Annotated in this window: 7 protein-coding genes and 1 pseudogene; 2 read left to right on the top strand and 6 right to left on the bottom strand. The window is 72.5% G+C overall.

What is annotated here, in order from left to right; all coding sequences use genetic code 11:
* Positions 1-128: 128 nt before the first annotated feature.
* From EBH09_RS26860 to EBH09_RS26850, 3 genes are read right to left on the bottom strand one after another with little or no spacing between them, the layout of a single operon-like run.
* Complete coding sequence (locus EBH09_RS26860) at positions 129-1097, bottom strand: carbohydrate ABC transporter permease (RefSeq protein WP_121749443.1); 969 nt, start codon at positions 1095-1097, stop codon at positions 129-131.
* Positions 1094-2131 (bottom strand): ABC transporter permease subunit, encoded by a 1038-nt coding sequence (locus EBH09_RS26855; protein ID WP_121749442.1) that lies wholly within the window; start codon positions 2129-2131, stop codon positions 1094-1096. The genes EBH09_RS26860 and EBH09_RS26855 overlap by 4 nt, the downstream gene beginning before the upstream one ends.
* 34 nt (positions 2132-2165) lie before the next feature.
* Positions 2166-3857 (bottom strand): extracellular solute-binding protein, encoded by a 1692-nt coding sequence (locus tag EBH09_RS26850; RefSeq protein WP_121749441.1) that lies wholly within the window; start codon positions 3855-3857, stop codon positions 2166-2168.
* A gap of 400 nt (positions 3858-4257) precedes the next feature.
* Between EBH09_RS26850 and EBH09_RS26840 the strand changes: the two genes are divergently transcribed.
* Both EBH09_RS26840 and EBH09_RS26835 read left to right on the top strand, forming a co-directional pair.
* A complete protein-coding gene (locus EBH09_RS26840; RefSeq protein WP_193776548.1) occupies positions 4258-7146 on the top strand; it encodes a glycoside hydrolase family 3 C-terminal domain-containing protein in 2889 nt (962 codons plus the stop codon).
* Between the two features lie 128 nt (positions 7147-7274).
* Positions 7275-7723, top strand: a pseudogene (locus EBH09_RS26835) (glycosyltransferase); the annotation flags it as partial.
* A gap of 363 nt (positions 7724-8086) precedes the next feature.
* On the opposite strand, the gene EBH09_RS26825 reads toward EBH09_RS26835, so the two are convergent.
* From EBH09_RS26825 to EBH09_RS26810, 3 genes are all read right to left on the bottom strand, one after another.
* The gene (locus EBH09_RS26825; RefSeq protein ID WP_121749440.1) at positions 8087-9532 is read right to left on the bottom strand and encodes an aldehyde dehydrogenase family protein; all 1446 of its coding nucleotides are present in this window, start codon (positions 9530-9532) and stop codon (positions 8087-8089) included.
* Between the two features lie 352 nt (positions 9533-9884).
* Positions 9885-11567, bottom strand: a complete 1683-nt coding sequence (locus tag EBH09_RS26815) for a PucR family transcriptional regulator (RefSeq protein ID WP_121749438.1) — start codon at positions 11565-11567, stop codon at positions 9885-9887.
* Between the two features lie 172 nt (positions 11568-11739).
* Positions 11740-13254: ATP-binding protein (locus EBH09_RS26810; RefSeq protein WP_238697444.1), on the bottom strand; the 1515-nt coding region annotated here is incomplete at its 5' end.

Below are 13254 nucleotides of genomic sequence, written 5' to 3'. Positions count from 1 at the left end.
GGGAGTCGGAGGGACGGCGAATCGGGGGCGCGGGGCCGTGTCGGCACGCGGCTGAGCGGCGTGGGCGCGACAAGCCACGACGGCACCGCGGCCGAGGACATCGCGCAAGCCGCGTAACCGCTTGCGCGTCAGCCCTTGACCGCCCCCGTGAGCATCCCCTTCTTGAAGTGACGCTGGACGAACGGCGACAGCACGGCCACCGGCAGCAGTGCCATGACCATCACCGCCATCTGGATCGCGAGGGCGGACAGCTCCCCGGTGTTGACCTGCGCCGACAGCCCGACCGGTCGTTCCTGCTTCTGCACCAGCTGGATCATGACGTTCTGGAGCGGCATCATGTCCTGGTCGGTCAGGTAGATCGACGCGTTGAACCAGGCGCTCCAGTAGCCCACGGCGTAGAAGAGGGCGATCACGGCGAGGACCGCGCGGGAGAGCGGCATCACGATCTTCCACAGGATGCGCCAGTCGCCGGCCCCGTCGATGCGGGCGCTGTCGATCAGCTCCTGCGAGATGTTCATGAAGAACGCCCGCAGCACCAGGATGTTGAACACGCTCACCGCGCTGGGCAGGATCAGCGCCAGGTAGGTGTCCGTCAGCCCCAGCGCCTGCACCAGCAGATAGGTCGGGATCAGACCGGCCCCGAAGAACATCGTCGTGAGCAGGGCCATCAGGAGCCAGCGGTGCCCGAGCGATCCGCTGCGCGACAGGCCGTACGCGCTCAGCACGGACACCGCCATGCTGAACAGCGTGCCGACCACGGTGACGCCGATGCTGACCAGGGCGGCGCGCTGGACCTGTCCGCCGCTCAGGAGTTCCTGGTAGGCGACGAAGGTGATGCCCTTGGGGATCACCACCAGGCCGCCGGCCTCGTCGATGGCCTTCTTCGACTGGAGGCTGGTGACGACGACGATCCACAGCGGGAAGACGATGCCCAGGCAGGCCAGGGTCAGGACGAGGCCCTTGCCCGCCTGTCCGGCCTTGGAGGGTTCCTCCTCCCACACCGGGCGCGGCGGGGCGGCCCAGGGGCTGGGCTTCCTCGTGGCCGGTGTGTCGTCGGCCGTCGTGTCGTCGGCCTGTGTGTCGAGGACGGCGCTCACTTCTTGTACACCCCCTGCTCGCCCATGAGGTGGGCCACCTTGTTCGCCGTCAGCACCAGCGCCAGACCGACTACGCCCTTGATGAGGCCCGCGGCGGCGGCGTAGCTGAAGTCCTGGTTGCGGATGCCGTTCCACCACACGTAGGTGTCGAGGACTTCCGAGGCCGCGACACCCACGGCTTGTCGTTGGAGCAGCAGTTGCTCGAAGCCGACGGTGAGGGCGTCACCGACGCGCAGCACCAGCAGCAGGGCGATCACCGGGCGCAGGGCGGGCAGCGTGATGTGCCACATGCGCCGCCAGCGTCCCGCGCCGTCCATGGCGGCGGCCTCGTACAGGTCGTTGGAGACGGCGGAGAGCGCGGCGAGGAACACGATGATGCCCCAGCCGGCGTCCTTCCAGATGGTCTCGGCCGTGACCAGGTACTTGAAGACCTCGGGGTTGGTCATCAGGTCGAAGCCCTCGTAGCCGTGCTCGCGGAGGGTCTGCGCGATGATGCCCGCGCCACCGAAGATCTGCATGAAGACGGTGACGACGAGGACCCACGAGAAGAAGTGCGGCAGATACATGATCGCCTGCGCGATCGCCCGGACCCGGGGCCTGACCACGCTGTTGATGAGCAGCGCGAGCATGATCGGGACCGGGAAGTAGAGCACCAGCTGGAGGAAGAACAGCACGAAGGTGTTCCGCACCGCGTGCCAGAAGGCCGAGTCCGCGAAAATCCGCTCGAACTGCTCGAAGCCGATCCACGGGCTCTCGAAGATGGCGACGAAGCCGTTCTCGCTGAGATACGGGTCGTAGTCCTGGAAGGCGACCACGTTGCCGAGGATCGGTATGTAGTTGAAGACCAGGACCAGCAGCAGCGCCGGCAGCGTCATCAGGATCAGGGTGCGGTCGCGTCTGAATCTGAGCCGGAGGCTCAGCTTCCCCGCGCGCTTGCCGCCCTTGTCCCCGGCGGGCCGCTCCGGATCCGTCGCGGGGGTCTTCTCGGGGGTCTTCGCCTCGGTTCTGCTCCGAGGCACCGTGCTGTGCGACACGGCCTTCTCCTTGCCGTCGGGCCTGTGCCTGGGGTCAGTTCGTGGAGCCGTTGCCGCCGTTGTCGTCGAGCAGCTTCCTGTACCAGTCCCGCAGGCCGTCGCCGCCCTTCTCCTTCCAGTCCGACACCGCCTGCTGCACGTCGCTGATCTTCTTGCGGCCGCGCACGACGTCGTCCTCCAGCTGCTCGAAGTCGTCGGCGAGGTTGGCCCAGCGGGTGGGCTCGGTGACGGTCAGCCCGAAGAAGGAGGACTTCTTGGTGAAGGCGCCCATGCGCTGCTGCCACTCGACCATGCCCCGGGTGACCTCGGGCAGGTCCGGGTAGGCGATGTACGGGGCGGGGTTGCCGGTGTAGTCGAAGGCGCCGTTGACCTCGTTGACGCCCTGCTGGGTCTTGACCGGCAGGCCGCTCTTCAGGTCGTAGTCGGTGCCCTCGACGCCGTAGGCGGTGAGCATGAACTCCTTGGTGCCGTACGGCGCGGCGCAGTAGTTGCAGAGGGCGAGGAAGTCCTTGATCTGCTGCTTGCCCGCCTTCTTGCTGACGAAGGTGAAGATGTTGGCCGGCTGGACCGCCCACAGCGTGGGGTCGCCGCCGTCGGCGCCGAAGATGTCGAACGCGGCGATGTCGAAGTCCGGGTTCTGGGTGCGCTGTTCGGCCGTCTTGCCCCACCAGTCGGAGATGTTCTGGTTGTACACCAGGATCTCCCCGGCGGTGAGCCGGTTGCCGGGGGTGCCGCCGGCCTTGCCCTGCACCGCGTCGGGGTGGACCACCTCGGCCGCGTACAGCTTCCGCGTCCACTCCAGGGCTTCGAGGTACTCGTCGGTCTCGATGCGGTTGACCAGCTTGTCGCCCTCCAGGTTCCACCACAGCGCCTTGTCGCTGCCGGAGAGGACGCCGAAGATGTTGAACGCCGTCCACTTCATGTCGTCGCAGGCCCAGAGCTTGGACCTGGCGTCGGTGGCCTCCTTGGCCCAGGACAGGAACTCCTCGGGGCTCTTCGGGACGGAGTAGCCCTTCTTCTCGAAGAGGTCCCTGCGGTAGAGCGGCGCGATGTCGGTGACGTACGGGGCCGGCATCGGGACCGCCCGGAGCACGCCGCCGAAGATGCCGCGCTGCCAGGCCTCGGTCGGGACGGCGGCCAGGTTCGGGTAGTCCTTGACCTTGTCGCCGGACAGGTAGGGGCCGAGGTCCGCGAACTTGGCGTTGACGGCGCTGGGGATGCGGCCGTTGAGGTTCCAGCCGGGGACGACCACGACGTCGGGGATGTCGCTGGAGGCGAGGACCGCGCCGAGCTTCTGGTCATAGGTGACGCCGTCCTGGTTCTGCCAGGCGACCTCGACGCCGGTGGCCGCGTTCATGGCCGTGTAGTACGGGTTGTCGCCCTTGGGCGGGGTCCCCCAGAACGGCGCCATGACCGAGAGCTTGCCGCCGCTGCCCAGCTTCTTCGGCACCGACGTCTTGAGCTCGGCCGTGGGGATCGCCTTGGTGAAGCCCGCCGCCGATCCGTTCTTGGCGGGGATGTCCGGCGTCACGACGTTCGACGCCACGAAGGCCGGAAGGATCTTCTGCGCGTCCTTCCCCGACGTGGTCCCCTCCTTGCGGTCGTCCTTCCCGCCACCGCCGCAGGCGGAGAGCAGCGGCATCCCTCCCGCCACCGCTGCGGTGGCGACCGCCGTGGAGGCGAGGAACTTTCTCCGGCTGGGGCCGGAGGCGGCGTTCGGCGTCATTGCGTCAACCCTTCGTGGCGCACCAGGACACCCGGCGGTGGCCGTCGGCTGCGGTGTCTCGAGTGGATCTGGCTGAGCTGAAGCGGTCGTCGGAGGAATGCCCGGGGTCCGTCGCACCTCAAGGTGCGCCAGGAGCGCTTCCGGGTGGGAGCCTCGTAGTCGAAGCGCTTCGATGTTGCTGCGAGGTTAAGTGAACCCCTGGGGGTGCACAAGAGTCGCTTCCAGAATTCCTCCGAGGTATCGGGAGGGCGAGGTCGGCCGAACCGGCTCATGTGACGCTCGGATTGGGGTGAGAAGTCGGAGGTGATGCGCGCCAATGGCTTGACACCCACCCCCGGGCCGACTGAGCATCGAAGCGCTTCGAAAGCGCCTGGCCGCTCCATCGCAAGGGGAACTGCACGTGACCGCACCCACGCCGCCCACGCCACCTTTTCGTGATCCGCGTCTGCCGTTCGCGAAGCGCGTCGACGACCTGATGTCGCGGCTCACGCTCGACGAGAAGACCGGGTTCCTGCACCAGTTCGCGCCCCCCGTGGAACGGCTCGGCATCGCCGCCTTCCGCACCGGTCAGGAGGCGCTGCACGGCGTGGCCTGGATGGGCCCGGCGACCGTGTTCCCGCAGGCCGTGGGGATCGGCGCCACCTGGAACGAGGACCTGGTGCGCCGGGTCGGCGAGGCGGTGTCCAGGGAGGCACGTGCGATGCGCGCCCGCGACGACCGCGTCGGCCTCAACGTCTGGTCCCCGACCGTGAACCTGCTGCGCCACCCCCTGTGGGGCCGGAACGAGGAGGGCTACTCCGAGGACCCGAAACTCACGTCGGCCATCGCCACCGCCTACACCCGCGGCCTGCGCGGCGAGCATCCGACGTACTGGCGCACGGCGCCCGTCCTCAAGCACTGGCTCGCGCACAACAACGAGACCGACCGGGACACGTCCTCGGCGTCCGTCCGCCCCCGCGTCCTGAACGAGTACGACCTGCGTGCCTTCCGCGAGACGGTCGAGGCGGGCGCGGTGGCCGGGGTGATGCCGGCGTACAACCTGGTCAACGGCCGCCCCAACCACGTCTCCCCGTACCTGAACCGGCAGCTGCGCGCCTGGACGGAGGACGATCTCCTGGTCTGCTCGGACGCGGGCGCCCCCTCCAACCTGGTCGACTCCGAGCACTACTTCGACACCCACGAGGAGGCGACCGCCGCCGCGCTGCGGGCCGGGGTGGACAGCTTCACCGACCACGGCACGGACTCCTCGAAGATCGTCGCCCGCGTACGGGGCGCCCTCGACCAGGGCCTGCTGACCGAGGCCGACATCGACGCGGCCGTGCGCCGGCAGCTGTCCGTCCGTTTCCGGCTCGGCGAGTTCGACCCGGAGCACGACCCGTACGCCGTCACCGCGGAGACCGCGGCCGCCGACTTCGACACGCCGGAGCACCGGGCGCTGGCGCTGGAGACGGCCGAGCAGGCGGTCGTACTGCTCAAGAACGACGGCGTGCTGCCGCTGGCCCCCGGCGCCCGCGTCGCGGTCGTCGGGCTGCTCGCCGACGAGTGCAAGCTCGACTGGTACAGCGGCACGCTCATCCACCGTTCCACCCCGCTGGAGGGCCTGTACGAGCGGTTCGGCGCCGAGCGCGTGAGCTTCGCGGAGGGTGTGGACCGGGTCCGGCTGAGGACCGCCGCCGGTACGTTCCTGCACGTGCTCCCGTCGGACGACACCCCCGGCGACGCGCGCGGCACCGAGGGCGCCCTCGACCCGGCCCTGCTGGCCGGCCGCACCGACCTCCCGCCCCTCACCACCGACGCCACCGGCACCGAGCTCGCACTCGTCGACTGGGGAGAGGGCGTCCTCACCCTGCGCGCACCCGACGGCCGCTACCTCTCGGTCGCCGAGGACGGCTACCTCCGCGCCTCCGCCGACCAGCCCGGCGGCTGGGTCGTGCAGGAGACCTTCCGCCTGGAACCCCACGGGAACGGGCACCTCCTCCGGCACACGGGGACGGGTCGTCACGTCCATGTCGCCGCCGACGGCGTGAAGGTTGCCGCCTCGGACCCCTCCGTGGAGACCTCCTCGGAGCACGAGGCCCCGGAGGTCTTCGAGCTGGTCGTCACCGAGCGCGGCGAGGACACGGTGACGCGGGTGGCGGCGGAGGCCGACGTGGTCGTGGTGGTGGCGGGCAACGATCCGCACATCAACGGCCGGGAGACCGAGGACCGTACGACCCTGCGGCTGCCCGCCCACCAGGAACGCCTGCTGAGCGCGGCTCGCGCCGCCAACCCGAGCACCGTGCTGACGCTGGTGTCCGCCTACCCGTACGCCGTCGACGCGGAGGTGCTCCCGGCGGTGCTGTGGACCGCGCACGGCGGCCAGGCGGCCGGCACCGCGCTGGCCCGGGTGCTCGCCGGGGACGTCTCCCCCGCCGGGCGGCTCCCGCAGACCTGGTACGCGGACGACGCCGACCTGCCGGACCTGCTCGACTACGACGTGATCGGCGGTCGCCAGACCTACCTGTACTTCGAGGGGACGCCGCTGTTCCCCTTCGGGCACGGTCTGTCGTACGCGTCCTTCTCGTACGCGGACCTGGCGGCGCGGGTGGCGGACGGGGAGGTGTCCGTGTCCTTCACGGTCACCAACACGGGAGCCGTCGCCGCCGACGAGGTGGTCCAGCTCTACGGGCGCGCCGAGGCCCCGTCGGTCCCGCGCCCGCGCCGCGAACTGCTGGCCCACCGCCGCGTCACCCTGGCCCCGGGGGCCACGGCGCGGGTGTCCTTCGCACTCCCGCTGTCCGTCTTCGCGTTCTGGGACGTGGCGCACGACAGGTGGCGGCTGGAGCCGGGCCCGTACGCGCTGCTGGCGGGTGCCTCCAGCGAGGACGTACGCCTGTCGGCCACCGTGACACTCGACGGCGAGCCCGCCGCGCCGCGCCCGGCCTGGGAACGGGGCCTGGTGGCCGCCGACTTCGACGAGCAGAACGGCACGGAGATCGTCGACCGGACCAGGGCAACGGGCGACGCGGTGACGCCGGTGGCGGGCGGCGCGGGCGAACTGCTCTACCGAGACTGCGACTTCGGCCCCGGGGTCACTGAGGTCACGGTGACGGTGGCGGGGAGCGAGGGCACCGTGGAGATCGCCCTCGACGGCGGCCCGGTCCTGGCGGCGCTGTCACCGGACGCGCCCACACCGGGACCGTACGACTACGTGGAGCTCGGCGCCGCCCTGACCGCCGAGGGCGTTCACGATCTCCGCATCGGACTGCGCGGCTCTCTGCGGCTCGCGCACGTCGGCTTCTCCGGCTGAGGGTCCGGAGGAAGCCGGCACGAGGACGGGGCCCGGCACCGGCGAGCGTCTACCGGCGCCGGGCCCCCGACTCGCCACCCGCCCGGACCCGACCCGGCCCGTAGGCGGCGATCACGGCCTGGGAATTGGCCGAGGGGGTACTGGACTCGGTCGTCTTCGCCGGTGGCCACCCCCACGACGCGCTCCCACCCTTCCACGCCGCAGCCGACGCGTTCGCGATGCCCTGGCGTACGCGCAGGCGCGGCCTGGAGGTCGAGGGCCCGGGCATCGTCTACCTGGAGGCCGCCGCGTCCGGGCTCCCGGTCCTGGCGGGCGACTCGGGCGGCGCACCGGATGCCGTACGCGACGGCGAGACGGGGCACGTCGTCGACGGCCGCTCGGTGGCGGGGACGGCGGACCGCCTGGTCAGGTTCCTGCGCAACCCCGGGCCCGCCCGTGAGATGGGCGGGAAAGGACGGCACTGGGTGCGTACGGAATGGACCTGGGACCAGCCTTCGCGACGCTGCGGGACCTGCTCGCCGGCCGGTGGGGACCGCCCCCGGCTCCTGGGCGGTGGCTGTCGGGCGGTCCACCGTGACCAGCCAGGACGTACCGCGCGGCCGGACCGTGCCGTCGGCCGCCTCGTGGCCGCGCAGATGGCCGGTGAGCGCGTGGCGGGCGCGGGCCTGCCCGGGTGTGCCGACCTGGCTCAGGAAATGCCGGCCGGGCCCGGTGTTCAGCAGGAACTCCGCCGCGTCGTCGGCTCCGCGCCCCCGTGTCCCGTACGCCTCCACCCGGTCGACGGCCACGCCGGAGAACCCGGCCGCGGCGAGGACGGCGCGAATCCGGTGCGGGGAGGGCCATGCCGGTGGCGACGGCGGTCGGCGCGCCGGTACGCGCCGACGGCCCGAACCCCCGCACAGTGGGTTCGGGCCGTCGGCCTTCTACGGTGTGGCTCCGGTCAGAGCGCGAGCCCCGTCAGGACCAGCACCCGCTCGTAGGTGTAGTCGTCCATCGCGTACCTGACGCCCTCGCGGCCGACGCCGGACTGCTTGGCACCGCCGTACGGCATCTGGTCGGCTCGGTAGGAGGGGACGTCGCCGACGACGACGCCGCCGACCTCGAGGGCGCGGTGGGCACGGAAGGCGGTCTGGAGGTCGTGGGTGAACACGCCTGCCTGCAGGCCGTACTTGGAGTCGTTGACAGCGGCGAACGCCTCCGCCTCGCCGTTCACCTTCTGCACGCTGAGGACGGGGCCGAAGACCTCCTCGCAGGCGAGGGTGGTGTCGGCCGGCAGGTCGGTGAGGACGGTCGGGGCGTAGGACGCGCCGTCGCGCTTGCCGCCGGTGTGGAGGGTGGCGCCGGCCTCGACGGCCTCCTGGACCCACGCCTCGACGCGCTCGGCGGCGGCCTCGCTGACCAGCGGGCCGACGTCCGTGGCGTCGTCGTTCGGGTCGCCGGTGACCTGGGCCTCGACGGCGGCGACGACGCGCGGCAGCAGGCGGTCGTACACGGCGGCGTCGGCGATCACGCGCTGCACGGAGATGCAGGACTGGCCGCCCTGGTAGTTGGAGAAGGTCGCGATGCGGGTCGCGGCCCAGTCCAGGTCCTCGTCGCTCGCCCAGTCGCCGAGCACGACGGCCGCGCCGTTGCCGCCCAACTCCAGGGTGCAGTGCTTGCGCGGGACCGAGTCCATGATCGCGTAGCCGACCGTCTCGGAGCCGGTGAAGGAGATGACCGGCAGCCGCTCGTCCTGGACGAGGGCGGGCATCTTGTCGTTGGGCACCGGAAGGATGCTCCAGGAGCCGGCGGGCAGCTCGGTCTCGGCGAGCAGGTCGCCGAGGATCAGGCCGGAGAGGGGGGTGGCGGGCGCCGGCTTCAGGATGATCGGCGCGCCGGCCGCGATCGCGGGGGCGATCTTGTGGGCGCACAGGTTGAGGGGGAAGTTGAAGGGCGCGATGCCGAGGACGACGCCCTTGGGGAAGCGGCGGGTGAGGGCGAGCCGGCCCTGGCCGCCCGCGTCGGTGTCCAGGCGCTGGGCCTCGCCGCCGTTGAAGCGGCGGGCCTCCTCGGCCGCGAAGCGGAAGACGGACACCGCGCGGCCGACCTCGCCGCGGGCCCACTTGATCGGCTTGCCGTTCTCGGCGGAGATCAGGCGGGCGATCTCCTCGGTGCGCTCCGCCAGGCGCCGGCTGACGTGGTCCAGGGCGGCGGCGCGGGTGTGGGCGGGGGTGGCGGCGAACTCGTCCCGTACGGCGTACGCGGCGGCCACGGCCTCCTCGACCTGGGCGTCGGTCGGCAGGCTCACCGTGCCGACCTGGCTGCCGTCCCAGGGGGACGTGACGTCGAAGGTGGCCTCGCCGGTGGCCTGGCGGCCGGCGAGCCAGAAGGCGTGGGTGGAAGTCATTGTGGAGTCCCGGCCCTTCCGCGTTGGGGGTGGTGGTGTGTACGGGGGTTGCGGGTCCACGGTAGGGCGGGGTGCGGGGAGGGGCGTTTGTCCGAGTCGTAGTGGTGGAGGCGGGGGCTTCGACGTTGTGGCCATGTGCGGGGGCCGTGGTGCGTGGCTGGGGTGGGCGACCGGGGCGAAGGGGTCGCCCGGGGCGAAATGGTGGCCGGGGCGGGGGTGGAGGGTTTTCGCCGCCGCCGCCCCTTCCCGTCCGGTCCCTGGGGGCTGCGCCCCCAGACCCCGTTCAGCCCCCGTCCAGACCTCGCCATCGGCCTTGGCGGCCTCGTCCTCAAACGCCGGACGGGCTGGTCGGCTACTCGGTCGACGTCGCCTTCAGAGCCAGCCACAGCTCCATCCGTACGTCCGGGTCGTCCAGGGAGCGGCCCAGGATCTCCTCCACCCGCCGCATGCGGTAGCGGAGCGTGTGTCGGTGGACGCCGAGTTCGGCCGCCGCCGCGTCCCACTGGCCGTGGCGGGAGAGCCAGGCGCGAAGGGAGGCCACCAGGTCGCCCCGGCCGGTGGCGTCGTGGTCGCGCAGCGCCCGCAGCAGGCCGTCGGCGAAGGCGCGCACCGCGTCGTCGGCGAGGAGGGGAAGGACCGACCCGGCCGCCAGGTGCTCGTGCTCCACGCAGACGCGTCCGCGCCGTCGGGCCACCGACAGGGCCTGCTCGGCCTGCTTGTAGGCGGCGGAGGCGGCGATGGGCCCGGAGGGCGCCGAGAGGCCGATGACCAGGCTCTCGTCGCCGCCCGCCGTCGGCTCCGGAGCCGGGCGGCCGTTCTCCAGCGCCGAGGCGTACTCGACGCAGGCGGCGACCGCCGCGCCGCCGTCCGTGGCCAGCACCACCAGCCGCTCGCCCTCGGGGACGACCAGCACCGCCTCACCGGACCGGGCCGCCGCGGACTCGACGACCTCGGCGAGCGCGCCGAGCGGGTCGCCGTCGGTGTCGACGGCGGCCAGCGCGGCGGCGGAGGGCCTGGTCTTGGCACCGGGCACGCGCGCGTGCGGCCCGTTGTGCGCCCGCGCGGCGGACGCCGACGCCGACTCGGCGACGATCATCCGGAAGGGCGCGTCCAGCAGGCCGCCGTACAGGCCCCCGGCGACCGTGCGCGCGTGGTCCGGTTCGCCGGCCAGCAGCATGCGCAGTACGGCGGCGTCGATGCGCAGACCGGCCTCGTGCAGGGAGCGCGAGCGTTCCGTGGTGAGCGTCAGCAGGGCGATGGCGGAGTGGACGGCGTACCGCTCGGCGGTGCCGAGGGCGGCGGCGGTACCGACGGCGAGCGCGGAGCGGGGCCTGCGGGAGGTGCCGAGGGAGTGGAGTTCGACGCGGTCGGCGTTCTCGGGGTGCTCCGGGTGCTCGGCTCCGCCGACGACGGAGGAGGCCGGCGCGGGGCGCTCGCGCAGCCGCTCCACGTCCGCCGTGAGCCGCGCGGCCCTACGGCCCGCCCACTCCGGTGCGGCGGCGACGACGGCGCCCGAGGCGTCGTACAGCGCCGCCCAGCCGTCGACCTGCGCGGCGAGCGCGGCCAGCAGCCCTTCCGGTCCGTCGGTCAGGGCCCGCTTGGTCAGCTCGCGCTGGGCGGCGAACCCCGCGGTGACCGCGCGGTACTGGTCGGCGGCGATCGCGGCGGACACGGCCTTGCTGATGGCGAGGAAGGGGGTGCGGCGCGGCACCTCCAGCAGCGGCAGTCCCTCCTGCCGGGCCGCTTCGACCAGCGCCTCGGGGATGTCGTCGTAGTTGACCCCGACGGCGAACCCGAGTCCCACCACCCCGGCGCCCGCGAGCCGCTTCACGTACCGGTGCATCGCCTCGGGGTCGGCGGCGTCCAATTTGAGCGCCGTGAACAGCAGTAGTTCCCCGCCCTCCATGTACGGCACGGGGTCGGCGAGCTCGCTGACGTGTGCCCAGCGCACCGGCACGTCGAGGCGGTCCTCGCCCGCGCGCACGGTCAGTTTGAGCGCGGAGTGGTGGACGAGGGAGGCGAGCGTGGGGGGCATGGGGGCCTGGGCCTTCGGATCTGCGTCAGTGGTGCGAGACGTCGGGTGTCTGCCGTGCGAGGTGTCAGGTGTCCGCTCTGTGAGGCAGCCGTGATCTTTTGGCCGCCGCGTATGAACGACCTGTGTCGATTCTGCCTCACTGTACGGTCCCCGGGCGCCCGCCCCGGACAGGTCACCCGCGCAGGTCCACCAGGAGCGGCGGCGCGTGCTCGCCCTTGACCGTGGTCAGCGACAGCACCGCGTGCCCGGCGGGCACGGCGTGCGCCAGCTCGGAAGCCGACCAGCGCTCGCGTTCGACCTGCCGCACGGTCACCGCCCGCGCGGTGGGCGCCTTCCCGGTGATCACCCGGCGCACCATGTGGACGGCCTTGCCCGCGGGGGTCTCCGCGATGATCTGCCGGTCGGTGACGTCCCGGGCCTCGGTCCACTCCTTGCCCCACACCTCGGCGAAGTCCTGACCGTCCCAGGGAGTGAGCCCGGACAGCGCCATCCGGCAGCCGATGGACCCGAGCAGCGGCCCGCGCAACGGGCGCGGTACGTCGTCCAGGGTGCGCAGGGTCAGTACGACCCCGGCGCCCGCGGAGCGCAGCCGCTGCACGCCCCGTACCGCCTCCGGCGTGACCACGCCGCTCGCGTCGTCCAGCACCAGGCAGGCGAACAGCGACCGGTCCTCCCGCACCGACACGCTCGCCGTGAACTGGGCGAGGATCAGCCGGGCCAGCATCCGCGAGGCGTCGGCGTGGCCGCGTTGGGGCAGGTCGACGCGGACCCTCACCGGGTGGTCGAGGGCCTTGAGCGAGAACGGCCGGGACTGCCCCGAGGTGTCGAAGAAGGAGGCGAAGGCGGGCCGGTCCAGCAGTGCCACCCGGTCGGCCAGCACGCCGCCCACGTCCCCGGGGTGGCCCATCTGCCGCTCGCGGGCGTCCAGCTCGCGCAGCAGCGACTCCTGCCCGGCCGCCCGCAGCCCCTCGCGCAGTTCGGCCAGCGGTCCGGGCGTTCCGTCGAGCAGTTGCCGCAGCTCCGGTACGCCGGGGAAGCGTCCGTGCACCGCGCGGAAGGGGCCGAGGAGCTGGGCGAGGACGGTGGTGGAGCGGCGGGTGTCGCTGCCCGGGTGGGGTTCGGTGAGGTCTCCGGCCAGGGCTTCGGCGAGCACGACCGCGGCCTCGTCCGGGTCGGTGGTGCCGCCGTACAGGTCGAGGTCGTGGACGGAGTCCGGGTTTCCGATCCGTACGACGACGTCGTAGGCGTCGGCCGGGCCGAGGTCCGCGCCCGCGGCGCCGACCACGACGACCGCGGCCCGTCCGGCGAGCGCGTGCAGGCACAGCGACTCGGTGAGCGGCCGCACGACGCTGCCGGTCTTGCCGGAGCCCGCCGGGCCGACGGCGAGCAGGGAGGTGCCGAGCAGGTCGGGGCCGAGGGCGAGACCGGTGCCGCGGTAGGCGTAGGGGTTGCGGGCGTCGTCGGCGGCCGTGCCGATCCGCACCTGCCCGGTGACCAGGTCGTGCCGGGCCTGCCGGGCGGGCAGATCGCGAGCGCCGGACGGGTGCGGGCAGGCGCCGGCGCCGTGGCTGAGCACCGCGCCGGTGAAGGTGGCGAGGCTGTGCCGGCCGTTGCGGACGCCCTGCCAGGCGCGGGTCAGGCGGGCGTGGTCGACGTCCCGCATGAGCCCCTGGCGCGCCTCGGCGGC

Origin of the sequence: Streptomyces sp. E2N166 (assembly GCF_003671715.1) — a bacterium.
Lineage (GTDB): Bacteria > Actinomycetota > Actinomycetes > Streptomycetales > Streptomycetaceae > Streptomyces > Streptomyces thinghirensis.
The sequence above is the reverse complement of the archived record's forward strand: the minus strand, read 5'-3'. Positions and strand labels throughout refer to the sequence as shown.